Annotated in this window: 16 protein-coding genes and 1 pseudogene; 9 read left to right on the top strand and 8 right to left on the bottom strand. The window is 40.0% G+C overall.

The genetic code is table 11. The features are described 5' to 3' along the window. Positions 1-29 precede the first annotated feature (29 nt). The 3 genes and pseudogenes from PL_RS19475 to PL_RS19465 form a co-directional block, all read right to left on the bottom strand. The gene (locus tag PL_RS19475) at positions 30-2,681 is read right to left on the bottom strand and encodes an outer membrane beta-barrel protein (RefSeq protein WP_160292148.1); all 2,652 of its coding nucleotides are present in this window, start codon (positions 2,679-2,681) and stop codon (positions 30-32) included. Between the two features lie 92 nt (positions 2,682-2,773). Next, positions 2,774-3,503, bottom strand: a pseudogene (locus PL_RS19470) (acyl-CoA desaturase). Positions 3,504-3,691: 188 nt separating this feature from the next. Continuing rightward, positions 3,692-4,189, bottom strand: a complete 498-nt coding sequence (locus PL_RS19465; RefSeq protein WP_041885336.1) for a phosphoheptose isomerase — start codon at positions 4,187-4,189, stop codon at positions 3,692-3,694. Positions 4,190-4,550: 361 nt separating this feature from the next. Between PL_RS19465 and fabF the strand changes: the two genes are divergently transcribed. Further along, positions 4,551-5,795 (top strand): beta-ketoacyl-ACP synthase II, encoded by a 1,245-nt coding sequence (gene fabF, locus PL_RS19460; RefSeq protein ID WP_041885358.1) that lies wholly within the window; start codon positions 4,551-4,553, stop codon positions 5,793-5,795. A 58-nt stretch (positions 5,796-5,853) separates the two neighbouring features. Here fabF and PL_RS19455 read toward each other — a convergent pair whose 3' ends face one another. Further along, the gene (locus tag PL_RS19455; protein ID WP_235324626.1) at positions 5,854-6,516 is read right to left on the bottom strand and encodes a TetR/AcrR family transcriptional regulator; all 663 of its coding nucleotides are present in this window, start codon (positions 6,514-6,516) and stop codon (positions 5,854-5,856) included. Positions 6,517-6,660: 144 nt separating this feature from the next. Between PL_RS19455 and PL_RS19450 the strand changes: the two genes are divergently transcribed. From PL_RS19450 to PL_RS19435, 4 genes are all read left to right on the top strand, one after another. Beyond that, positions 6,661-8,349, top strand: coding sequence for a sodium/sugar symporter (locus PL_RS19450; protein WP_041885338.1), 1,689 nt, complete (start codon positions 6,661-6,663; stop codon positions 8,347-8,349). Between the two features lie 325 nt (positions 8,350-8,674). Further along, positions 8,675-9,787, top strand: a complete 1,113-nt coding sequence (locus tag PL_RS19445; RefSeq protein ID WP_348620138.1) for a hypothetical protein — start codon at positions 8,675-8,677, stop codon at positions 9,785-9,787. Positions 9,788-9,914: 127 nt separating this feature from the next. Beyond that, positions 9,915-11,144, top strand: a complete 1,230-nt coding sequence (locus tag PL_RS19440; protein WP_041885353.1) for a PepSY-associated TM helix domain-containing protein — start codon at positions 9,915-9,917, stop codon at positions 11,142-11,144. A 433-nt stretch (positions 11,145-11,577) separates the two neighbouring features. Next, the gene (locus PL_RS19435) at positions 11,578-11,769 is read left to right on the top strand and encodes a pinensin family lanthipeptide (RefSeq protein WP_041882676.1); all 192 of its coding nucleotides are present in this window, start codon (positions 11,578-11,580) and stop codon (positions 11,767-11,769) included. A gap of 53 nt (positions 11,770-11,822) precedes the next feature. Here PL_RS19435 and PL_RS19430 read toward each other — a convergent pair whose 3' ends face one another. The 4 genes from PL_RS19430 to PL_RS19415 are packed head-to-tail and all read right to left on the bottom strand — an operon-like array spanning position 11,823 to position 19,635. Beyond that, positions 11,823-13,775, bottom strand: coding sequence for a lanthionine synthetase LanC family protein (locus tag PL_RS19430; RefSeq protein ID WP_041882673.1), 1,953 nt, complete (start codon positions 13,773-13,775; stop codon positions 11,823-11,825). A 6-nt stretch (positions 13,776-13,781) separates the two neighbouring features. Continuing rightward, positions 13,782-14,699 carry a thiopeptide-type bacteriocin biosynthesis protein gene (locus tag PL_RS19425; RefSeq protein WP_041882672.1) on the bottom strand — a complete coding sequence of 306 codons (918 nt, stop codon included), beginning with the start codon at positions 14,697-14,699 and terminating at the stop codon, positions 13,782-13,784. Between the two features lie 3 nt (positions 14,700-14,702). Next, positions 14,703-17,414 (bottom strand): lantibiotic dehydratase, encoded by a 2,712-nt coding sequence (locus PL_RS19420; protein ID WP_041882671.1) that lies wholly within the window; start codon positions 17,412-17,414, stop codon positions 14,703-14,705. Positions 17,415-17,430: 16 nt separating this feature from the next. After that, positions 17,431-19,635 (bottom strand): peptidase domain-containing ABC transporter, encoded by a 2,205-nt coding sequence (locus PL_RS19415; RefSeq protein WP_041882670.1) that lies wholly within the window; start codon positions 19,633-19,635, stop codon positions 17,431-17,433. A 79-nt stretch (positions 19,636-19,714) separates the two neighbouring features. On the opposite strand from PL_RS19415, the gene PL_RS19410 reads away from it, so the two are divergent. From PL_RS19410 to PL_RS19395, 4 genes are read left to right on the top strand one after another with little or no spacing between them, the layout of a single operon-like run. Then, complete coding sequence (locus PL_RS19410) at positions 19,715-21,142, top strand: DUF3526 domain-containing protein (protein WP_041882668.1); 1,428 nt, start codon at positions 19,715-19,717, stop codon at positions 21,140-21,142. 3 nt (positions 21,143-21,145) lie between these two features. Next, positions 21,146-22,579: a DUF3526 domain-containing protein gene (locus PL_RS19405; protein WP_041882667.1), complete on the top strand. Its 1,434-nt coding sequence runs from the start codon at positions 21,146-21,148 to the stop codon at positions 22,577-22,579. A gap of 23 nt (positions 22,580-22,602) precedes the next feature. Further along, positions 22,603-24,789: a TonB-dependent siderophore receptor gene (locus tag PL_RS19400; protein WP_041882666.1), complete on the top strand. Its 2,187-nt coding sequence runs from the start codon at positions 22,603-22,605 to the stop codon at positions 24,787-24,789. A gap of 8 nt (positions 24,790-24,797) precedes the next feature. Further along, entirely contained in the window at positions 24,798-25,496 is a 699-nt protein-coding gene (locus PL_RS19395) for an ABC transporter ATP-binding protein (protein ID WP_200890745.1), read from the top strand. The last annotated feature ends 6 nt before the right edge of the window (positions 25,497-25,502 follow it).

Genomic DNA, 25,502 nt, shown 5'->3' with positions numbered 1-25,502 from the left:
TCTGTCAGGGCTTTTATTTTTATGAGCTATTACATTCCGGCAAAACTTTGCAGATTCCAGGTAAGACTCAGTAAAAAATAACGGGTAATCTGATTAGTCCTGCTTTCTGTGGTTGTATTATCCGTTATCGATCTGTTCAGGTTATTTCCCTGATTTAAAAAATCATGACCTTCAATTTTCACACTTGCCTGCTTATTTTTAAAAAAGGTTTTCTCAATAGAACCGTTAATAAGAAACGGATTAGTTGCAGCTACCGAAAACCCTTTGTTGATCGTTTTTCCTGCGTTGAGCCCAAAAACCAGGCTCTTCAGCACAAATACCCTCGCATCAGTATTAAATGTCCAGGTCTGGATAATATTTGATTCAGACTGTTCAAGGGAATAAGTGTTGTTGCTGTAATTATAACTGGCTGTAGCATGCAACAGAATCCATTTCCGGCTCATACGTAAACCGGTTCTCTGGTTGATATTGATTCCCTGCCCCACATTTCTCACCTGATCAGCGAACGAAATACGATGATTATAATTCAACCCGCCAATCAGCTCAAAGGTATATTTCTTTTTAGCAAATGGTAAAGACCAGTAATAATTGGTACCAAAATTATAATTGCCATTAGTATTCAGATAATGAGTTTCCTGTCTGAAACTATTCAGTACATCAGGAATCAGGACGGTATTCGAGACCACCTGGTTTTGCGTAACTGTCCCTCTCAGGCTCACCTGTAAATTACTTCCATCCCCCGGATTTGTACGACTATAATTCAGGTTAACCACGTGATTAAAGGCCGCTTTTAATTTAGGATTCCCAATGACTATATTCTGCAGATTCCGGGTATCACGTACCGGTTGCAGCTGGTTAAAATTAGGTTCTGCACTACTCCCGGTATAAAAAGCATTAAAATGATCTTTTGCAGACAACCTGTAACTGATACGGGCTATCGGGGAAATATTAAAACCAGTCCGGTAAACCTTATCTGTACGCCCCTCATAGGATCCTGTTAGCAAGGATGGCTGACCGTTAATTCCCAGTACATAATTCAGCTTTTTGGTTTCGTATCTGTAATTCAGCCCTATAATATGTCTGCTGAATGAAGAAGTGTAAGTATTACTCAATGAATCCACTTCCCGCACATTTCCGGTAATATCCCTGTCTTTGGTATCCAGGCTGTTATTGGTATGATTCAGGTTAAACACATAACTAAAATCTATACTTTTTTTGACCAGGGTATCATTTTTCCGATTCAAAGGCTCAGTATAAGTGAAATTTGCACTTACCGTAGTATTCCGGTTACGCTCATCAATCAATTGGTTCAATAAAGAATCTTTAGCTACAGAATCAGTTTTCGATTTATAATAGGTAATCTGATTATCCAGATCAGTATGATTACTGCTGAGTCCGGAGCCAGCGTTTACGCTCATTGAAAAAACCCTTCCTGTTTTCGCAAACTTGCGCGCCATAGAGAAATCTCCATTCAGATTAGGGCTGCGCTGTTTACCCATACGATTTGTATGCAGATCCTGCCTGATTACCCCTGTTTGTATAGCATCAGAGGCCGAAGTACTGCTTGTTCCCTGTATAGTACCTCTTATCCCACCCCTGATATAATTTACCTCATCTGTCGATTCCAGGTTCAGATCGAAGTTATGAGTATTGTTTTTCGAAAAATTAGTGTTGGTTGATAAATTATTAATGATTCCCATAGAGTTCACTGTTCTTACGGAACTCTGTTGTACACTTTCATTTTTATTATAACCATAATTATAGTTACTGCTGAAGATCAGATTTTTACCAAATTTATCTCTGTAGCTTGATCCTATATTGGCATTAGTATTAATTCCGGCCCCTGTATTGGTATTACCGGCATTTCCATTTATTCCAATCTGCCTGAGATCCCTCCATAAATAATCATTAATATTTAAAGCATAACGGTTATCAGTTCCTCCGCTTAGAGTTGCACCACCAAAATTCCCATTATTAAGATTAGATTTAAGAACAACGTTTAATATCTTCTGGGGTTCACCCGTTTTGATGCCGGTAAAGTTTGCTTTATTGCCATAATCATCAATAAACTGGATTTTAGAAACTGTGCCTGCAGGTAACTTGGAAATAAACTCCTTGACATCGCCTGTAAAGAAATCTTTTCCGTTCACACGGATTTTGGTTAGCACTTTACCAGCCGAGGTAACATTCCCATCTTTATCAGTTTCAACCCCCGGCAACTGTTTCAGCAAATCCTCCACTTTATCATTTTCACGCACATCAAAGGCTGCAGCGTTAAATTCAATGGTATCCTTCATCACTTTCATCGGTACAGCTTTCCCTTTAATGATGACTTCATTTAGCTGAAGTGTTGCAGATTTTAAAAATATGGCAGATAAGGTCTGGTCTGGCACCCCATCCTTCAGTGTAATTACAGTTTGATAAGGTTTATAACCGATACCCCTGATCAGCAGGTTCGCAGTATTATTTTTCACGCTGGTAAAGCTGAAAGCTCCGTTCTGATCCGTATTTGTACTTAAAGTATCTTTTCCGGTAATCAAACGTACGTTAGTACCCGGAATACCGGTATGGGTAGTATCCAGTACCGTGCCCCGAAGCTGAATACCAGTTTGGGCCTTTACAGAAAAATTTATAAATACGCTGAAAACTATTAATAAAAAGGGGCTCGTATATATCTTCAAAACTAAAGCTGCCAATTATGTAAATATGAGAATAATTTTTTATCTATAGTGTTAAAAAATATGCCAGTCTCCTATGCCGAACGATCTTTTTTTTAAGTCTTTCTGATTCTGATAATATGTAACCAGTGCATCACCTTCATCAGCGGGTAAGTAGGATCAAACTCAAACCATCTGGAAGCAAAATTTGGATTATTAGGTTTTTTATGATGATTATTCTGAAACAATTCTCCCAGCATCAGAAAATCAAGCGGAAGAGAGTTTTTACTGTGGTCGTTATTGTCATGATTTGAATAACCATATTTATGACCACACCAGTTTACGATTGCCCCATGCAATGGTCCCATCAGGAAATGAATTGGTAACAATAAAAACATCCACCAGGCAGTAGCAAAAGTCACATAGAACCATACATAAAAACCAATAAAAATTATCCTTGTAATCCAGGAGTCACCGATTTTATCAATCAGTGGCCACGACGGATATTTATCACGGAACTGCTCTTCAGGTTCTTCATTATATTTTGCATAATTCAGATAAATATTTTTAGTCTGTATCATCATCCCCCATACATCCTTTACAAAATGCGGAGAATGCGGGTCTTTTTCGGTATCACTGAAGGCATGATGCATACGGTGAAGTATCGCATAAGCACGCGGATTTAAAAAAGACGACCCTTGTGACAGAAACGTTACAGTATAAAAAAAACTTCTCCCAAAAAGAATTCATTTTAAACATTTTATGCGAGGCATAACGGTGAAGAAAGAAGGTTTGAGAAAAAAGTGACAGGAACCAGTGCAGCAGAAAAAATATTAATATAATCATATTGAATGAGGTATAAACCAAAATGGCCATCCTTCCGGATGTTTAATTCGCAAATTAACGAAAAGAAAAGGGATTTGACGTGAATTGTTTTGGATATCAATTTAATATTGAACACCAATATTCCAGGAAGAGAAAAAAAAGAAAAGCATGTACCTGAGCTGATTGCGCAGATACATGCCTGAAATAATTTATCTGCCGAAATCGTCAGATACACGTACGATATCAGATTCATCAGATGGATTAGACGGATCAGTATGCTGCCAGATTTCAGAAACAATTCCCCAGTCATCCAAACCAACCAGACGGTGTCTTTCACCCTGCTTCAATTTGATAGTCTGTTCAGGAGCAAGCTGTTGTACTTCACCCTGATCATCTGTTTCACTGGTAATTACACCAACTGTACCACTTACTACTCTCCATATTTCAGCACGACGGTGGTGATACTGCCATGACAGGCGTGTATTAGGTGCCACGATTAAAATTTTAGGACTTAATTTTCCTGAAATCTTTAATTCTTCTACATTTAGGCCATCAAAGTAAACATTAGCAAACTGTTGTGCCTGTGCTTCATCGATAACAAAAAAACCACCCCATGGACGGGTCTCATCACGATTAACTACGTTAAAACCTTCAATTTTTAGTCGCTGTGCAACACTGTCGAATATTTCTTTTTTCTGATCTGACATTATATTTAAATATTTTAATGCTCAAATATAGGAAACTGTTTAAAATTCATCTGATAATTTGTTTTTGCTTCCTCTTATGTCACCCTGACGGAAAGGAAATATCCTTCAGATTAACCCGAAAAAAAATAACTATTATTCAAAATTTCTGATACCAGAAACATAAATTTAAACAGCGTCATATTTGACTTTAATATTTGTATTTTCGCATCATAATGGAAAAAGAGGGAAATACTGCCACTAATTATACCATTAGGTATTAAATATAATCTTACTTTTGTAAGAGTTTGATAAATTTTAAACAGACTCAAAGTTTAATCAAAGCCTTAAAGGCAATGATCAATCAATTAATTTATATATGCATATGTTAAAAAGAGTTGTTATCACAGGGATCGGGGCATTAACCCCTTTAGGAAATGATGTAAATACTTTCTGGAGCAATACCATTGCCGGTAAAAGCGGGGCTGCAAAAATCACCCGTTTCGATGCCTCCCTCTTCCGCACGCAATTTGCCTGTGAACTCAAGGATTATGACGTTACAAAATATTTAGACCGGTCAGATATAAAAAGAACTGACCGCTTTACGCAGTACGCGCTGGTAGCATCAGATGAAGCTATCAAAGATTCAGGTTTTGACTTTGACAAAATGGATCCGTTTGATGTCGGTGTAATCTGGGGATCAGGACAAGGTGGAATGGATACTTTCGAGCAACAGTCTGCAGAGTACGCTCTTGGCGATGGAACACCACGCTACAGTCCTTTCTTTGTACCTAAGCTGATTGCTAATATGGCATCAGGGATGATATCTATCCGCAATGGTTATATGGGTATCAACTATACTACAGTTTCAGCCTGTGCTACTTCTAACACTGCAATCATGGATGCATTTACTTATATCCGTATGGGTAAAGCAAAAATCATTGTGACAGGTGGTTCAGAAGCTCCGATTTCTGCTTCTTCAGTAGGTGGATTTTGTGCGATGAAAGCTATGTCTGCTCAGAACAGTACTCCTGAAACAGCTTCAAAACCATTTGATGTTAAAAGAGATGGTTTTGTTATGGGTGAAGGTGCCGGTGCACTGGTTCTGGAAGAATATGAACATGCAGTAAAACGTGGAGCTACTATTTATGGAGAAATCGGCGGAGCAGCAATGACTGCTGATGCTTACCATATGACTGCTACACACCCCGAAGGTCTGGGCGCTTCACATGCCATGAAATTAGCGCTTACTGAGGCTGGTTTGACTATCAATGATATTAACTATCTGAATACCCATGCAACGTCTACTCCTGTAGGTGACCTTTCGGAAACTAAAGCAGTAAGCAACCTGTTGGGATCAGGTAAAAATGACCTTTATATCAGTGCAACCAAATCTATGACTGGTCACTTATTAGGTGCAGCAGGTGCTATTGAAGCTATTATTTGTTTATTATCAATGAGAGATAGCATTATTCCGCCAACGATCAATACAGATGAGCTTGATCCTGCCATTCCATCAAATCTTAACATTGTGATTAAAGAAGCTGTATCAGCTAAAGTTAAAAACGCAATGAGTAATACTTTTGGTTTTGGCGGTCACAACGGAATCGTTGTATTCAAGTCATTATAAAAAAAGATAAGCCAAAGCCGGAATTGTTCAGACAATTCCGGCTTTTTTATGCATATGGTTATGCTTTCAGTCCAAGAATCAACTCTTCTACAGTAATCAGAATTCTATCCAGGTTTGCTGCAACACCAGTGATTTTTGCAATCATTATCCCTCCTTCAATTAAAGCAATAATGGAATATGCTATCCGGTCAGTATCCGTATCTGCTTTAAATTCTCCGGTTTCTATTCCTGACAGGATCATTGTACTTATATCCTTTTTCCAATCCGTTACTGCCTTTGCTACTTTTGCTTTCAATAAAGTATTGGTATCATCTGCCTCTATGGCGGTGTTGAGAATAGGGCATCCGCCGGTTGGAAAAGGTGCTCCGCTAAAACTATGATAAACCTGTGCATAAACCATTAGCTTATCATGATAAGTTACTGCCTTTTGTACCCGCTGTGCTATAGCCTGTTTGATTTTGGATAGATTATAATCAAAAGCTGCCAGCGCAACATCTTCCTTATTTTCAAAATTCCCGTAAATGCTTCCCTTGGTGAGATGAGTTGCATCAGTCAGATCTGACAATGATGTTCCGGCGTAACCTTTGGTATTAAAAATTCCCGCTGTGGTCTCTATAATAAACTGACGTGTGCGTTCTGCTTTTGATAATCCATTATCCATAAAAACAAAAGTCCAGAAAATTTCTGTTCCAAACCATAAAAGCTGCTTAAATTTTATCACCAGAATTCTGCGCAGATTTACAAATAAATTGCATAGTAAAATTATTATACTAAATTTATTTCGACAACCAATTATAAACCAATCCCTGATAAAGGAAATGAATTCAAGGACCACACACAACCTTCAATTCGAACTACTTAAACTATGAACTCATTAGGCACTTACGACTACGTCGTTTTCCTGGTCTACTTCCTGATCGTCGCTCTGTATGGCTGGACAGTTTACCGTAAAAAACAAGCACAAAAAGAAAATTCAAAAGATTTCTTCCTCGCAAAAGACTCATTAACCTGGTGGGCCATCGGAGCCTCCCTCATTGCATCCAACATCTCGGCAGAACAATTTATCGGCATGAGCGGATCGGGTTTCACCATGGGGCTTGCCATTGCCAGTTATGAATGGCTGGCCGCAATTACTCTGATTATTGTGGCCATATTTTTCATTCCGGTCTATATCAAAAACAAGATATATACTATGCCTCAGTTTCTTGGACAGCGGTATAACAGCACTGTAGCTATGATTATGGCCATTTTCTGGCTGTTGTTATATGTGATAGTTAACCTCACGTCCATACTTTATCTGGGTGCGCTGGCTATTAACAGCATTTCGGGTATCAACATTACAGCTTGTATGTATGTCCTGTCAGTTTTCGCTGTAATTATTACACTTGGCGGTATGAAGGTTATCGGTTATACCGATGTAATCCAGGTTTTCTTTCTGATACTTGGTGGTCTGGCCACAACCTATCTTGCCCTTGAACTGGTATCCACTCATTTTGGAACCACAGGTGTATTTAATGGCCTTGCGCTGATTAAAGAAAAAGCCACAGATCACTTCCATATGATCTTCCGGAAAGAGGATGCTCACTATATGGATTTGCCAGGGTTATCTATGTTAATAGGTGGAATGTGGATCGTTAATCTGAATTACTGGGGCTGTAACCAATATATTACACAAAGGGCTTTAGGTGCAGATCTGAAAACTGCCCGCAGCGGATTGCTGTTCGCAGCCTTCCTGAAATTACTGATGCCTGTTATCGTTGTATTACCAGGTATAGCCGCTTATGTACTTTACAAAGAAGGTTATGGAAATTTCCATCAGTCGATGTTAAAGGATGGATCTTTAAATGCAGACTCAGCTTATCCTGTATTGCTTAACCTGCTGCCTGCCGGATTGAAAGGTTTATCATTCGCAGCGCTGACAGCAGCCATTGTAGCTTCTCTTGCAGGAAAAGCCAATAGTATTGCCACGATATTTACACTTGATGTCTATAAGAAAGTTATTAATAAGGATGCTGATGAGAACAGACAGGTAATTATTGGCCGGATAACTGTAATTGTAGCCATGATTCTGGCTATTATTATTGCTCCTCAACTTGGAATAGATAAAAAAGGAGGGTTCCAGTTTATACAGGAATATACCGGTTTTGTTTCTCCAGGTATATTTGCCATGTTCCTGCTTGGATTTTTCTGGAAAAGAACGACATCCAACGCCGCACTGTTTGCTACAATCGGCGGTTTTATTTTATCGGTATTCTTCAAAGTACTGCCAACCTTTGCTAACCTGGAATGGCTGAGCCCCTATGGTTTCTCTAAACTGGCTGAGCAAAAAAACGGTACGATGTTATATGAAATTCCTTTTATTGACCGTATGGGCTTCGTATTCGCTATCTGCGTAATTGCGATGATCATTATCAGTAAACTGGAAAACCGAAACGGCATCAATCCTAAAGGACTTGAAGTAGACAGAAGTATGTTTAAGACCAATCAGAGTTTCGCTATAGGCTCATTGATCGTAGGCGGAATTATTGTTGCACTTTACAGCCTTTTCTGGTAAAAAACAAAGCCCCCCAATCCAGAGGATTGTGGGGCTATTGCATCCATTTGTGTGTGCGGAATTTCATCTACCCAAAAATTCAATTCCTGTATTATCAACAGTGGTAAGCAACAAAACACACCCCTGAAGATTCCTTAGGTAACTACCATTACCCGATTCCGGCATTCGAATCTTAACCTATTTGACTGTAAAACGTAAGTAAACAGGCAAACGCTACAGCTTATTAAAAATATATTTTAATATTTTTTTCATGATCATTTTATAGTTCTGCAACATGCAGAAAACGCTAATTTTAGCAGATCTTATAAAGACCGGAAGAATAAATATGAAATATAACTTAATCACCCTGCTGATACTTTTTTCGAACACGCTATTTGCTCAAACGGGTCAGGCCGAACTTAAAAATATAACCCCTGGCTATAAAGAAAATAAATATCCTGAGGTAGACTTTCCGGTTAATCCAAAAGTGGCAAAAAAAATAAACACCTTTATGCAGGTAGCTGATCTGGAACATTTACCGGGCGTGTTTAAAAAGCACCCTTTTGAAAAGGTGACCTATGGAGCAAATGAAAACAGTTCATCTGTTGATTTCTATAGCTGGAAGCGATTTAAAACCACTAAAAATATCTTAAGTTTCGCTATAGAAGGCGAAGCAAGTGGCGCCTATCCTGAAGGTTTTGAAAGTTTTTATAATTTCGATCTCCGGACCGGCGACCCTATACTGCTAAAGACACTTTTTACCGGTACCGCTATTCCCCAACTGGAGAAAATACTGAATAAAAAAGTCAAAACTACCATCGCAGATTATTTAAAAACCATACGTCCTGATCCCAAAGAAAAAAAACTGACCAGGGAAGAAGAAGAAGGTTTGTTTGATCAGATAAGCTTATATGAAGAATGCCTGGAAAGTTCAGGCTCGGCCAATATGGAGTATTATGAATTTTATTTCAGACAGGATAGCCTCATTTTTGTAAAAGGGAGGTGCTCCAACCATGCCCTGAGAGCTCTTGATGACCTGGATAAATTCTACCTCTCTTTTTCTTACAAAGAGCTCAGTAAATACTTATCCCCTTTTGGTAAACAATTGACCGAAGGCAGTAAGAACACAGTTTCCCCACTCCTTCCTGAAGGAAAAATGTTCAGGGGAAAGATAAACGATAAATATCCTGTCAGCCTGATCATTACCAAAATCAATGAGGATGGCTCATTAAACATGAAATACTGGTATGATCAGGTTAAAAAACCCATTGAATGGAGAGGGACATTTAAAAACAACCATTTCTCATTAACTGAAGATGATTATCATAGTGAAGAACTGAAACAATGGATCCCCAAAGCAACTATTGAAGCTGACTGGACCGGGAATCAAAGAATCACAGGTACCTGGACTAATTATAAAACCAAAGAAGTAATGAAAATCGCGCTGAATTTGTATTAATCGGGTATCATTTATTTAGATTGATTACAGTTATCACTAGGAATCTTAAATTAATATCATTTACTTTGTGGGCTTTAATCATTCTAAATAAACGATATAAAGAATTCACCAATCTTTTTTAGCGATTATGTCTTTCAAAAAAATAAATGCCTGGTTACATTTATGGCTTGGATTAGGTTCTGGTCTGATTGTTTTTATAGTTAGTATTACCGGCTGTATCTATGTTTTTGAGAAAGAAATAAGAAGCTTCTATCAGCCCTGGCAGTTTGTACAGCCTCAGGAGAAAGCTTTCCTGTTGCCTACACAACTGATCAGCAGTTCAAAATCACAGCTGGGCAAATTAAAACCGACTTCTGTTCGTTACGGACAAAAAAGTGAATCTGCTACAGTTAATTCTTTAAACAGAAAAAAAGGTACGAGTGTAGTCATTTATCTGAATCCCTATACTGCAGAGATATTACATATAGACCGTAAGACCAAAAAAGGCGATGTGGAATTTTTCAGATTTATCCTGAATGGCCATCGTACGCTATGGATGGGTGAAACCGGGTCAAAAATTATTGGCATAGGTGTACTGGTATTCGTTGTCCTGCTCATCTCAGGTATTGTCTTGTGGTGGCCAAAAAAATGGATTAAATCTATCCGTGATCAAAGCTTTAAAATCAAATGGAACGCCAGGTTTAAACGCGTAAATTATGACCTGCATAAAGTAGCAGGTTTTTATGTGTTCCTTGTTCTGCTGCTGATTTCATTAACCGGTCTTGTTTATAGTTATAAATGGTATAGCAAATCACTATACTGGGTAACTTCGGGCGGAAAATCTTTAACACAGGCCAAACCATTATCAGATACTACGTTAAATGCTGAATTTGCACCAGCAAACCTGGATAAATTATATAGTAAACTGGCTACAACACCCGGGAATGCAGGAATGACAATTGCTGTTCCGGCAAAAGCATCAGACGTGATCGGATTTGTTGTTTATCTGAAGGCAGGAACTTTATATAAGGCTGACAGATATGCTTTCGACCAGTATACCATGAAACCCGTTATACTTAATTCTCCCCTTCTTGGAAAATATGAAGAGGCCAGTATTCCTGACAAAATAAGAAGAATGAACTATGATCTGCATGTAGGTGCTATTATGGGTCTTCCAACTAAAATCATAGCCTTTCTGGCCAGCCTGATTTCTGCAAGCCTCCCGATTACCGGATTCCTGGTATGGTATGGTAAAAAATTCAAAAAGAAAAAAGGCAAACAACCACTGGTTCAGGAAAAAATGGTCCTGAAAAAGACTAATTCCCCATGGGAAGTCAAAAAAGTCAGTACTGCTGCCATACAGGAACCCGTAGCTTAAATTACAACACAATATTTCCGGATACAGTTATCTGATGCTTAAAAATAAGTGTCAGGTAGTATTATTATGCGATAGCGCCAGGGACTTACCTGGCTGTTCGGTCGCTTAAAATTTGTCACGTTCAGGTGCTGCAGGAAGTCGGAGTTGGTATAGGGTTGGTATACCCTGGGGGTATACCAACCCTATACCAACTCCGACTTCTATACGTCCCGCTGCAATCCTGTTAATTACCCGTCCAATATCCTCTTCCTAGCATTCTTCTTTCTATAGCTCCTGGTTTTAAGCCTCTTTTTCTACTGCTTAAAAATTTATACTAATTTTCTTAAATAAGTTTTGCAACTATGTTGCAAATAACTATCTTAGCACCGTTGCAACCGGGGATAAGCCAAAAACCCGTTATCACAGTAGGCATTATTACACTTAATAGAATCTTATGAAAAATCAATCAGAAAAAATCAAGTTAAATCTTGAAGATCTTCAATTAGAGAGTTTTGTAACAAGTATCGACAGTGAAGTTGCAATGCGTTTATCAGGCGGATTAGGAAACGTATCAGAGCCTACGCACACAGAGCCTACAGATGATCACCATACACCTGCAATTAAGTGTACAACGGTTATTTGCTAGTTTAAATCAATCCAATAGTCTAAAAAAAGGGGTCGGTAAAACGATCCCTTTTTTTATGCTTTCTCTTTAACACCAATAATCCCACTGATGAGCAGTGATCTGATTTGCAGGATGATTCTTTCCCGCAGCACAGTTGTTTCAGCAATCAGACTTTCACTTGCCGAAAACATGTCCAGTATCAATCTGATCAGTTTGTCCCCTGTCATGGGTTGCTGATCAAGATGACCGGTAATCAGCGCACTGAGCTGTCCGATATAAACTGTATTCACACCATGCTGTTCTGAAACAAATAATACAGCCTGATAAGGTTGTGTCAATGCCAAAAGTTCTTTAAGCCGGAAACTCAGTGCATAAAAACTTACATGATCATATAATTGTAACGACAAACTGTATAATTCCTGATCAGTAACCACACACCAGCGTTTAACCTCTTCCAGAATAAATTCATTCTTTTTCTGATAACAGAGATGACCTTTATGTAATTTCCACCGAACAGCCATTTTATGCTCAAAATCAAACATTTCGGCAACAGCTGAATTTTTAGCTTCCGGTAACCGGCTGATCAGCTGACAAACCTGCTGCTCAAATTCATTTATATCTTCTGCCCGCAGTTCAGACAATAAACCAGGCGCAGTTTCATTCAGCAGACGGATAGTTTTAGCATAATGGCCGGAAAATATTTGTTGCTGAATAGTTTGTTTGCTATGACGATCCACCACTGGCGTTATCTTTTCGTTTTTGGGCAAAACGGGATAAACTGCACTGTCTTTTTTTCGATTCAGCAATTGCAGAAGCATATATCCTACACCGGCTTTACCGGATAAAAGACCATAATCAAAAGATCCGGCACCGATATAGGTATTATAACTTTTTTTCTTTTCGTACAGATCTTTTGCCCTTTCGGTCACTGAGGTAATTATTTCTTTGTAATCAACCCCGGTAATTGCAGAAAACTTTGATAAAAAGGGCAGTATACCTATATAACCACTGCAAAGCGTAAAATCAGTCCTGTCCATATTTTTCAGGTCTTTTAAACATCTTTCCAGTACCAGCTGGCACTGTTTAAAGTACATTTTTTTGCCTGTCAGTTCATAGGCATACAATCTTGCCAGCCCTATCCCACCCGCACCATGGGCCCAGGAATTTACCTTTTTCATCTCCGGCAGAAAAATATTCAGATCCCAGCGGTGGGCATCAGGCAGACTGAGTCTGTATTTACCTAGTCTCAGATCCAGCCAGTTTCCGGATTCAGCATGGAAATACTGCATTTCATAAGCTAAAGCTTCTTCTGCAAGATAAATAAGTCCGTCATTTTTAAAATAATTGCCCACCTGCATCAAAGCATAGGCAATGCCTGAGGCACCATGAGAAAATCCTGCCAGGCTATCAAAAGCAGATTTTGACTGGTTATAATCCCATTTCAGCCCGGCCTCAGAAATTCTGGCTTCGTTAATTACCCTGTCAATTAACTGATGTACCACAGCTAACAGCTTTTTTGAACCGAGATGATGATACAACAAAGTAAAAACCAGTAAACTGCCGGAATATCCGCTTAACAAATCGGCCTTAATAGTCAGATTAACAATATTTTCCTGAAAACCAAGCATTAAACGCGATGCACTCTGCAGATATTTTTCATCTTTACCGAGTTCATAAAGTTTAATACAGACATAAGCTACTCCGGTTAAGCCGGTATAAAAACCAAATGAACGGGGTTTTAAAACATCTTCCGACTGCAGAACTTTATCCATAATCGCAGCTGCCTTCTCCAGCTCTTCCCTGTCACCTGAAAATTCAAAAAGGCTGATATAAAACAATGCAATACCACTGTTTCCATTAAAAATATCTATAGTGGTTTTAAAAGCAAACCGATCTGTGGTTTCATAATACGGGCTTTGCCAGTACAATCCCTGCTTATCTCTGGATGAGGAAGCCAATAAATCTTTTTTGACCAGTGCTAATTGCTCATGAATGCTACTGATTTGTAAACGGGTAAATGAGGTCATGCATTTTTATTTAAGTTGAGCTATAAATTCAAGACACCGGCCTGTACAATACATTCCATAGGCTTCTTCGTAATTGGAAATCCCCAGACGGTTATTATTCATATGCATCATACTGGTGATAATCTCTGCAAGTTTCACTTCGGTAAAACCTGCTGACAGATAGTTTTGAAGAATCAGGCCATTTGCATCAGCCAGATCCTGCACATTTTTATCTGCGGTTCCACTGATCAGTGTTTCCCAGAAATCCCGCGAAGCCGGCAAAATAAGCTCTTTTGTCCTGTTAAAAGAGCGCTCAAATTCTTTTAACCACTGTATTCTCTGCATCTGTTTAGCTGCTTCGGGGAAATAAAGACGGGGCAGCCATCCATCGATAAAAAGATTACAAACGGCAAGCAGCTGCGGGATTTCCCAGCCGGTTGCAGCCAGCAGAATCAGATGCAGCTGCAAAGCCTGTATAAGGACAGAAGCTCCCGGTTTTCTGGTATTTATCCAGTTTAAAATAAAAGCAGACGATTTATAGAAATGTGTTTCAGCCCAGGGCATACTTTGCCGGTTACCATAACGCTCAATTTCGGGTTCATAAGCAGCAAACTGCACATAGTGATCCGCGAATAAAACTTCTTCCGGGAACACCCCGGATTTATTTAATGCCGGATACTGAGCAAAAAATGCATTGGCTCTTTTCTTTAATTCTTTGGCCAGCACCTCCTGCAATTGAATATCTGCATTGATTCTTAATCTGATATGATTTCCATTCTCCCAGTAGCGAATAAAAAAGTAGTAAACGTTTTCCTGCTCAGCGGGGATAAAATCCCGGATAAACGGAGTCACAAGCTCTTTTAACATCAGATCCAGATCCCCCGGATAAAACAGGTAAGTGGCAAACCATTGATTGTTTATTGGATTATAATTTTGTAACGCCATAGATTAATACTTGTACCATTGCAGCAGGTATTCTTTTACAGGTTCATAATGACCGGATTTTTCGGTGTGATCAGTTGCCGGGAGCATTTCTTCTATAATCAGGTAATCCCCCGCCCTGGCCAGTAAACGTTTAAACATTTCTACCAGAAGGGGCTGCTCAAAAGAAATAAACTGAGGTTTATAGTCATCGCTTAACCCGTCTTTTTTATCTTTTGTCTGTGCAGCAGGTTTAATTACGAAGGATCTCTTCCTGAGAAATAAAAATATATTAACCGGAATTCCATGCTGACTGCGCCATACATTAATACGGATAAAATAATCGTAAGCAGTCTCTGAGGCTTGCTGTACTGGCACAGCAGCTGTCTTTACCCGCCAGGTTCTTCTTCTGAGAATAACTGTGTTTTCATAGGTAATCCTTGGCAGGGATTCTATTTCATGTTCCTGTTCTTCTTCGATATTCAGATAACAGGCATCTACCAGATTGATAAATGGCTGTAGAGAAAGTTTGGTTTCCTGATTAAAATGAGCCATTAACTGGTAAAGATTGGAACGGTTGTAAAAAGATTCCAGACAAAGGTCATAGGTAAACACCTGATCATCCTGATAAGTAAGTTTCAGTGAACCGGTTTTTGAATCATAACCTACAGCAAGCTCATCAACGGGGATCTGCTGTTTTTCAGGATAACTTTTATTTCCACCGGGCAGAGCCAGTTCACGTGTTAATAAAGACGGATGAATATTTGCATTAAAACTCGACGCATCATTTAATTCTACTTTGAGCATTCCGGGATGGAGCTGTGTATTATACCGGATAAAATCAGAAGTAATATCCGGCGCAAACAGGGATAAAAATCTGCCGCTTACTTTTCCCATTCCGGGCAGGACGGTATTAATGACTCCAAAAACATGTTCCTTATTTTCCTGTTCTCTTGTCAGTTTTCCTTTATAAAACTGAACAAAAAGCCCCCTGGAATAATGTTCTGGTGTACCGAGCGATTCTGATTCGGACAGCCCGGCAAAAAATTCATTCCGCAGGTTCAGCATATTTGGTTTATGCTGGGTCATAGTGGTCAGTTTTGCACTCACTTTTTTCTCCCAGTCTCCTGAATCCTGTACCAGAGGACCTTCTTTTGCGGCTTTTTCTTTTTCAGGTTTTTTAACATGAAAATAATAAGCCTGATAAAAATCAATGACTTTTACTTCCGCTCCGGCTGCATACTGTGTCAGGAAAAAACTAACCATTTTTTCCCGTTCTTTTTTTAATAAATCCAGTGGAAGCAGATGATTCAGCAGCTGATCAGTTTTTGCCGTAAAATCCTGGAGTAAGCCATCTTCCAGCACTTCTTTTTCGGGTGTATAACAATCTTCATAAAACAACTGTCTGCCTGAAAAATGATGTGGCATAAAATTCGTGGTTTCAAAGATCCCGGTAGCAGGAAATGTTTTTACTTTGTCTTTATCCTTACCGGATATGGGCAGTCCGGCTTCATGCTGCAGTTTCTCAAAGACATCTTCCACTACTTTTTCTGCATTACCTAAAATAACTTTTCGCTTTGCGGTATCACCTGCTGCATAGGCCAGCTGATATTGCTGTAATTGTTTAAATAAATAAATTATCTGCAGTACAGCCGGTTCACTGGTCTCCATTTGCATAAAGAATTTCAACAATTTATGATCCCAGTCGGGATCTATGCCCGATGTCTCCATCCCCAGTTCCAGTAAACCGGCAGCAACCAGTTTAAACAGATAAGCTTTAATTGAGTTGTAACTGGCCTCCTCAACAGCATCCGACAGGTTAGCTGTCAGCTCCTTAACTGAGATGGAATCAGTGCTGGTTTTTAAGTACTGAAATACCAGCAGCTGTAATCCTGATGCAGACAACTGCTGAAAAGATTCTATATTATTGAAATTAACCAGAAAATGTATTTTCTGATCCCTGATCACAGCTGTTTTATTTATTCTTACCGTCAGTAATTCATTGATACGGGGATGATGGATCAGGATAGACTTCAGGTATTCGAATAAAGCGTTATTGAGTTTCAGGCTGTTTTTCACTTCTTTGGCTGCTGCCAGAGGAACCTTTGCCCCCTTACCTGATAACTGCATAATTCCGGTATAGGTAAAAGTACTGAAGGGAGAAGTCTTAAAACACATCCTGGTCAGATAGCGTAGCAAACTGAATTCTATTCTGAATTCCTTCTGTCTGAAAGATGAAGGTTCTTTACTCGCATAAGCGGATAACTGTTCGAGCAAAACCGGGCTTGATAAAAGCAATCCGTTCTGCAGGTTTGCATCCATAGCCAGTGATTGCAGCTTCCGGCTATGCTGAATCATCAGTTTCTGATAATTCAGCGTATTGGTCTGATGAAAAGTCTCCATATTTTGCATGACCTGCATATAATTCTGCAGATCCCTTTCCAGATCAGCAGGAAAAATACCGCCCAGTTCTTCCAGTTTCTGCGGATATATTTTTTTATCGTTAAAGACCTGTCTTTTAAGATTAATCAGCTGCTGTCTGATCATATCATCGCTCTGAATAGTAATCAGGTCAAATAATGCATCACAGATCAACGTTTTTAATCTTGTTCTGGCATCTTTCATGCGATGATCTTTTTGCAGTATTCCTTTTGATTCTTCCAGTTTAAAGGAATCAAAAACCTGGTAGCCCATACCGGCATATCTGACTAAAGAATGTGGAAATATCTCAATGCTCATCTGTTATTTATTTAGATTACTTACTCAATTCCAATTGATTTTTAATTAGCTTATAATAGTTCCCTTTAAGTTCAATAAGCTCCTGATGTGTCCCTTTTTCAACCAGCACTCCCTGGTGCAGCACCACAATCTGATCTGCATTCTTCACCGTACTCAGTCTGTGCGCAACAATCAGAACCGTTTTACCGGTAAAGAAATGATTCAGGTTATTGACAATAGATAATTCATTATGTGCATCCAGCGAATTGGTTGCTTCGTCCAGAAAGATATAGGCAGGATTTCTATAAATCAGCCGGGCAATCAGAAGTCTTTGTTTTTGTCCTTCGCTCAGGCCATATCCGTCTTTTCCAACAACTGTAGCATAACCAAAAGGCATCGACATAAAAAAGTCATGCATATTAGCCAGTCTGGAAACTTCATGTAATCTTTGTTCGTCTTTGACAGCTGATCCGGCAAAAATATTATTGGCGATGGTATCCATAAACACATATCCATCCTGCATCACCACGCCACAGGCTGCTCTCCATTGTTTGGCGTGCACCTGATCTACTGAGCGGTCTCCTATAGTAATGGAGCCTTTGCTGACCTGATAAAATTTCAGCAAAAGCTTAATCAGCGTGGTTTTACCGCTGCCACTCATGCCAACTATGGCCGTAACTTTTCCGGCGGGAATAAACAGATCGACATTCTTTAATACAAAAGGAGCCTGACTGTTTCCGTATTGAAAACTCACCTGGCTGAGATTGATATCTTCGGGAACAGCAGATACCGGCTGGTACGCTACTTCAAAATCTTCTACAGCTTCCTGATGCACTTCTGCCATCCGCTGCAAACTGAACCTGGTATTCTGAGAAACCCTGGCAAATTCTACCAGCTGTGTAACCGGTGTATTGAGCTGTCCGCAGATATAGGTAATAGCCAGCATTCCGCCCAGAGTAACCTGATCATGAATGACCAGCATTGCTGCGGCATAGGTAATCAGCACATTTTTAACTTCATTAATGAAATAACCGATACCCTGCATCAGCTGATCCAGCTGCAATGCTTCAAGTTTCAGCTCATAAGACTGATCCTGCAGATTCTCCCAGATATGCTGTTTCTCGTTTTCACTTCCGGTAAGTTTAATCTCCTGCATGGCATAAAAAATTTCCAGCAGTAATTGCTGATTGGCCGACAGGACTTTAAATTTTTTCTGGTCAATGATTTTTCTTTTTTGCTTAAAAGAATTTGACCAGGTCACACTGACCACAGCACCAATAATAAAAATCAGGAAAATCTGCCAGTTGTAATAACATAATACACCACCCAGCACAACCAGGGTAATCGCAGAAAGAATAAAACTGATCAGTGAATTGGTCAGAAACTCTTCTACCCGCTGATTATCATTTACCCGCTGCATATTATCACCTGCCTGCCGGTTATCAAAAAAAGAAAAAGGAAGCTGCATCAGCTTTGCCAGAAACTCTTTCAGCAAAATAATACTGGTTCTGGCTCCAAGTCTGAACAGTAATCTTGCCCGTAGAAAGTCCATGAGCATTCTTCCTGAAAACAGCATCAGCTGACCAATACAGATCAGGAAAAGCAGGTTCGTATTTTTACCATGAATTCCTTTATCAACAATCAACTGGGTAAGTAAAGGGATAACCAGAGAGAAACCACTGGCCAGTAAAAGACTGATACCCACAGGAATCAGGCTTTTTCGGTGTAAGCGGAGATAAGGCAATAAAGACCATAAAGACGCAGAGTTATCTGCTATACTTTGTTTTTCGTGAAAAGCAGGTGTTGTTTCCAGCAATAAGACTCTCCCTGTCTGGCTGCCTTCTTTAATCTGCCATGATCTGATGAAATCTGCCGCAGGTACTTTTACTTTTCCGCTCAGCCCAGGATCTGACAGATAAGCGTATTTGTCTGTAATACGGTATAAAACTACATAATGTTCTTTTTCCCAGTGGAGAATACAGGGTAAAGGCGCCTTGCTGACCAGCTGTTCATAGGGTAATTCTGCTGCCAGTGTCTTAAACCCCAGCAAACCGGCAGCTTCAATCATGCTGGCCATCGTAGTCCCCTGTTTACCTATACTGCACAGCTTTCTGAAATAAGCAACCGGAAAAATTTTCCCATAATACTCGGTAATGATCTTCAGACAAACAGGCCCGCAGTCCATTGCATCAGGTTGTTTATAAAACGGAAATTTTCTGCCGGAAGAAAAGAGATGAAACATAGATACACAATTCTTAAATACAACACTGTTGCAAATATTATAAATATAATGCAACTTTGATGCAATTAATTGTGATTAAATGTCTAAACCTTTACATGCCCTTTTAAGCACGCTGATCCGCAAAGAATTCAGATTGGTTTTCCGTGATAAAATAATGAGCGCACTGGCTATTATTATCTATACGCTATTTTTAGCAAGCGGACTGCTCACGGTTTTTCAGTATCAGCAGGATCAGCAAAGCCGTGAATTATCTAACAAAAAGTTCCGTCAGCAATGGGAAGCACAGCATAGCGATCCGCATGAAGCTGCACATTACGGCACTTATCTTTTTAAACCTTTAAATCTGTTAAGTGCTTTTGACCCTGGTCTGAATGATTATTTCGGCACTACCTATCGTGTAGAGGCGCATATTCAGCATGAAGTGGATTATAGCAATGCGGAGCGTAATGATGCTTTAATGCGCTTTGGTCAGTTTACACTTGCCTTAATCATGCAGCTGCTGATCCCATTACTGCTTTTGTTTATCAGTTCATCAGCACTGACTTTTGAGAAAGAATCCGGCACGTTTAAAATGCTGATGGCTCAGGGTATAAAGCCATCGGGAGTGGCCTGGGGTAAAGTCTGGTCTAATTATCTGCTGGCTATCCTGCTGGTACTCCCTATGTTTACTGTGCTTTTTTTTATCCTGTTGTTTTCTGCTTCCGGTACTGCGTTGTGGGGCCGCTTTCTGGTGATATTTTTAGGTTACCTGCTTTTTTATCTGCTGGCTGTGTTAACCGGTGTGATCATATCGGCTTTAAGTGTTACTTCCAGAACTGCAACTCTGATTGTACTGGCGATCTGGTTATTCAGCAGCATACTGGTCCCTAAAATTGCCGCAGGTACCGCAGCTGATTATTATCCGTTAACCTCAAGGGTGGCTTTCAATAATGATGTTAAACAAGGATTTCTAAAAGGAATTAATGGCGATGCACCTTATCATGAAAGGGCAGAGCAACGTCTGGCTGCCCTGCTCAGGCAATACCATGCGGATAGTATTGCCCAGCTACCGGTAAATGCTGATGGAATTATAATGCAGTATAATGAAGATTATCAGAATAGTGTATTTGACCATTATTATGCGCAGATAGAACATACTTTTCAGCAGCAGCAGTCATTGCTTACTTATGTCGGTATAGCCGATCCGTTTATTAGTCTTAAACGTCTTTCTATGGCTATGTCAGGAACTGATTTCTATCATCATCAGCTCTTTTTCCAACAGGCAAAAAAATACCGCAACAACCTGATCCGGCAGCTGAATCTTCAACTGGCCAGTCATCCGGTAAAACCAGAAGGGACTTACAAAGCAGACCCCGAATTTTTCCTGCACCTCAAAGACTTTGAGTTCCGGCCTCCATCTTTAGCCGAAATACTGTGGACAGAGCGATTTGCGCTGCTATCACTCTGCTTCTGGGTATTATTCCTGTCTGCAAGTTTAAACTTCATTACAAAACCCTCATTGCGCTGATTTATGCAGTTACTTCTACTAATTTTCCGTTTTGAATGGCGCCAGTTCTTACGTCAGCCTGCTCAATTATTCATTCTGTTGTTTTTTCTCCTGATGGGTCTATACGGGATCAGCAACGGCTATCGTTTTACAGAGAAGCAGCTAGCCGGGCTGGACAGCCTTGCCCAAAACCAGCGGGCCCGTTTACAGGAACTAACGGGCAGATTTCATAGTGATACCACTACTGCCAAAGGAAAAATACTTGCCGCACAGGCCGGACTGCCTCAGATGATTGAATTCAAGGCTCCGCCTGCTGCATCGAATCCTCCTTACGGTTTAACTGTGATGGCAATTGGCCAGCGTGACATCCTTCCCTACTTTGATATCATTAGCAGTAAACGTGATATATTAACTCCTCCCAATGCAGAAATTGCCAATCCGGAGAAACTGGCTTCTGGTAATTTTGATTATTCGTTTGTACTGATTTATTTGTTCCCGCTGTTAATTATCATACTCAGTTATGATCTTTTTTCCAGAGAAGCAGAGCAGCAGACGGATCGTTTGCTAAGTGTACAAAGCGGAGACATCAACCGGATTCTTTTATATAAATTTCTTTTTCGTCTGGTAATAATCAGCCTGCTTGTTAACACCATAAGCTTTATTGGTTTCCTGATCCATCCACATACTACTGCCCTGCATCTGCCTGATGTTTTGTTATGGCTGCTGGTCACCAATACTTACCTTGTGTTCTGGTTTGCGATCTGCCGGCTGGTTATTATCTTTCGGAAATCTTCATCAGTCAATGCCTTAATACTAATTGGTATCTGGCTACTGCTCACGCTGATTCTACCGGCACTGACTAATAAGACGGCTTCCCTTAAACACCCTATGCCACTGCGCACTGAACTGGTGTCCAGCCAGCGGGAAACGATGACTCATACCTGGGAAATGCCCATCCCGCAGCTGCTTGAGAAATTCTACGCCAACAATCCTCAGTATCTTAAGCTCAAAAGCACTGCAGATACTGCCGCTTATGGTAATAAAAGGTTTGTCGCTTATTATGACCTGCTGGGCAGACGTATGAACAGCAATATCAATGCCTATAAAGCTGCTGCAGAACGCCACAATAACTGGTTAAACCAGATGGCCTGGTTCAACCCTGTAGCACAGATGCAAGGTCTGCTGAATGCGACAGCGGAAACCGGTCTGAGCGACTATCTCTATTATCAGGACCAGACCACGATCTTCCAGAATCAGTGGGTAAAACTCATGAACAGCTATCTCTTATCCAATAAAAAACTAACGCTGTCAGAGATAGAAAATCTGCCTTCATTTCATCCGGTAAAAGATCAGGCCAAATCAGCCCGTATCCTGAAAAACATATTATCCATCTGGCTGGCAACGATACTGCTCCTGCTGATTACAGCTCAAAAGAAAAAAACAATATCCAATAATTAACCACTCAGTTAACTCACACACCAATGACAAAAACCTCTTACTTATTTATCCTTAGCCTGGTCTCCATACCTTATGCACTACTGGCTCAGCAGCCACATAAATTATCGGATACGACTAAACATGTCAACAAATTAAACCAGGTAAATGTTACCATTAAAAGAAAGGTCAGGATTAAAACTGATACGCTTTCCAATACGCTGAAACTTCAGCAGTCTTTAATTGAGATTCCGCAAAATATTATCAGTGTCTCTACCGGACTTTTACAACAGCAGGGTGCACTGGAGTTAAAGGATGCAGCGCGTAATGCCAGTGGTGTTTATTTTGGATATAACAGTACGCCATTTGATAATTCAGCAACTGCACAAATCCGTGGTTTTGCAGCTTTTACTACCTTAAACGGGATGTCCCGCAGGTTTAATTACGGAGCCTCTATTGATGATGACGCCATTATAGAAAATGTGGAATTTATCAAAGGACCGGCAGGCTTTCTGAATTCTGTAGGTGAACCGGGTGGTTCAATAAATATCCTGACCAAAACTCCGGGGCATAAGCTCTTCAATATCGTACAAACTGCAGGGAGCTTTAATTTATACCGTATTGCAGCGGATATAGGTTCTGAAGTCAGAGAAAAGGGATTTTCTTTCCGCTTCAATACTGCCTTTCAGCATAAAGATTCTTACCTGAATGATCTTCGCACCAATAAATATGTAGTTGCCCCGGTTATACAATATAATTTCAGCCCTAATACTTATGTGCTGGCCGAGTATGATTTTATCAGGGGAGAAGTGGAAAACGGTTCTGCGATTGTTAAAGTTCGCAGCGAACAGGATATCTTAAAAGGTCCGGTCAGTGCAAATTACAGCGCTGCAAGAGGTTTACCCACCAGTTATACACAAAATGAAACTGGCAGGATTTACGTTGTTCACAAATTCAACAGCAACTGGCAGCTTACTTCACAATCTTCTTATTTATCATCTCCTTATAAAAACTGGAATATGACCTCTAAGGGAAGTATGGTTAATTTCGACGCAAACGGGAATACCAGACGCAGAGCCAGTTTATCTATGGGCGCAGGAAAGACCTTTTCTTCGCAATTATTTGCAAACGGCCAGTTCCACACCGGAAGTATCCGGCATCAGGTCTTATTCGGGGCTGATTATACCAGCAGTAAAGATTCCCTGTCGCTGAACAATGGTAAGAACGAATTCGATTATAACCGGTTTACCGCCAATAGTTACGTAAACCCGAATACTGTTAACCAGATTACACGGATTAACAGGACCAATAATAATACCTTTCTGAAATCTGCTTTTGTTTATGATAATGTGAAGTTATTTGAAAAGCTGCTGTTAACTCTTGGTGCGAGATATACCTGGTATAAAAATGAAAAGGAAACAACTAATGCCAAAGGAGTGGTTAAAACCAACAATTACAATCAGAAAGCTTTTTCTCCGCGGGCTGCTCTTACCTATCTGGTCAATCCGGCAACTTCAGTTTATTTCTTATATGATCAGTCTTTTGTTCCACAGAGTTATCAGCGGGCGATCGTTGATCCGGTAACCAAAGAGGTCATTGGTTCAGAGCCTATTAATCCTCAGAGAGGTAAAGATATGGAGCTGGGTGTTAAAAAAAGCTGGTTTAATTCACGCTTATATACTACGTTAAACGGGTTTCATACGGTTAAAACAAATGTACCTGTTACAGACCTGGTGAACAATGGTTTTGTCTATCCTGCAGGCGAGGTGACCAGCAACGGGATTGAAGTAGATATCATCGGGAATATCACGGATCGTCTTTCTATAGCAACAAACTACACTTATGTAAAAGCCACTATTTCAAAAGATGATGATGTGACATTGGTAGGCAAAGAGCTTCCGCAAACTCCGCAGCAGCTTTTTAATGCCTGGGTACAATACAGCTTCCCAATGAAAAACAAAGCCAGCCTGAATGTGAGTCTGGGTCAGACCAGCATGATCAAACGCAGTACCTCAGAAAAAAATCAGTATATCCCTGATTTCACAAAATTTGACGCTGGTATAAGCTATGTCCAGGATAAATATTTCTTCCGTTTAATTGCAGATAACCTGACAGGGAAACGCTATATGTCATCGGGCGATCTGATTACGGGTTATCCTTATGAAGGCCGTAATTTCTATTATATCGACGGTGATCCATTTAATGTAAAAGTATCCTTTGGGATTAAATTTTAATTGACCTTATGATGTTACAAGCAATAGAACTCACTAAAAAATACGGCGATCAGACAGCCCTCAACAAACTGAATCTCAGTGTTGATCCGGGTGAGGTATTTTGTTTACTTGGACAAAACGGCGCCGGTAAAACCACCACTATTAATTTGTTTTTGGGTTTTACCGGGGCTTCTTCCGGAAAAGCGCTGGTCAATGGTCTCCTGGTTAGTCCGGATCAGCCGGAAACAAAGAAATTTCTGGCTTATATTCCGGAAATTGTAATGTTATATGCAAATCTGACCAGTCTTGAAAATCTGGACTTTTTTAGCCGTATCGCCGGATTTAGCTATAAAAAAGAGGAACTCGAAGCCTACCTGTTAAAAGCGGGTTTACAACCTGAGGCTTTTAATAAGCGGGTTGGGAATTACAGCAAGGGCATGCGCCAGAAAGTTGGTATCGCTATCGCTGTGGCCAAAAATGCAGAGGTAATTTTAATGGATGAACCAACCAGTGGGCTGGACCCTAAAGCCACCCATGAATTCAGCGAAATAGTTAAGCAGCTTTCGAAAGATGGAAAAACTGTTTTTATGGCTACCCATGATATCTTTAATGCTGTCAATGTAGGAACCAGAATTGGAATTATGCGGCAGGGATCATTAATCCACACGCTTAATGCGCAGGATATTTCTGCCAGCGATCTGCAGAAACTATATCTGGAAACTATATAGCATCAC

It is taken from the genome of Pedobacter lusitanus, assembly GCF_040026395.1.
GTDB lineage: Bacteria > Bacteroidota > Bacteroidia > Sphingobacteriales > Sphingobacteriaceae > Pedobacter > Pedobacter lusitanus.
The sequence above is the reverse complement of the archived record's forward strand: the minus strand, read 5'-3'. Positions and strand labels throughout refer to the sequence as shown.

What these genes read in the sequence shown, in the direction of transcription:
- PL_RS19420 (WP_041882671.1), bottom strand. Translation starts at nt 17,414, where the DNA reads ATGAGCATTGAGATATTTCCACATTCTTTAGTCAGATATGCCGGTATG.
- fabF (WP_041885358.1), top strand. Translation starts at nt 4,551, where the DNA reads ATGTTAAAAAGAGTTGTTATCACAGGGATCGGGGCATTAACCCCTTTA.
- PL_RS19400 (WP_041882666.1), top strand. Translation starts at nt 22,603, where the DNA reads ATGACAAAAACCTCTTACTTATTTATCCTTAGCCTGGTCTCCATACCT.
- PL_RS19440 (WP_041885353.1), top strand. Translation starts at nt 9,915, where the DNA reads ATGTCTTTCAAAAAAATAAATGCCTGGTTACATTTATGGCTTGGATTA.
- PL_RS19395 (WP_200890745.1), top strand. Translation starts at nt 24,798, where the DNA reads ATGATGTTACAAGCAATAGAACTCACTAAAAAATACGGCGATCAGACA.
- PL_RS19450 (WP_041885338.1), top strand. Translation starts at nt 6,661, where the DNA reads ATGAACTCATTAGGCACTTACGACTACGTCGTTTTCCTGGTCTACTTC.
- PL_RS19435 (WP_041882676.1), top strand. Translation starts at nt 11,578, where the DNA reads ATGAAAAATCAATCAGAAAAAATCAAGTTAAATCTTGAAGATCTTCAA.
- PL_RS19465 (WP_041885336.1), bottom strand. Translation starts at nt 4,189, where the DNA reads ATGTCAGATCAGAAAAAAGAAATATTCGACAGTGTTGCACAGCGACTA.
- PL_RS19410 (WP_041882668.1), top strand. Translation starts at nt 19,715, where the DNA reads ATGTCTAAACCTTTACATGCCCTTTTAAGCACGCTGATCCGCAAAGAA.
- PL_RS19415 (WP_041882670.1), bottom strand. Translation starts at nt 19,635, where the DNA reads ATGTTTCATCTCTTTTCTTCCGGCAGAAAATTTCCGTTTTATAAACAA.
- PL_RS19430 (WP_041882673.1), bottom strand. Translation starts at nt 13,775, where the DNA reads ATGACCTCATTTACCCGTTTACAAATCAGTAGCATTCATGAGCAATTA.
- PL_RS19445 (WP_348620138.1), top strand. Translation starts at nt 8,675, where the DNA reads ATGAAATATAACTTAATCACCCTGCTGATACTTTTTTCGAACACGCTA.
- PL_RS19425 (WP_041882672.1), bottom strand. Translation starts at nt 14,699, where the DNA reads ATGGCGTTACAAAATTATAATCCAATAAACAATCAATGGTTTGCCACT.
- PL_RS19405 (WP_041882667.1), top strand. Translation starts at nt 21,146, where the DNA reads ATGCAGTTACTTCTACTAATTTTCCGTTTTGAATGGCGCCAGTTCTTA.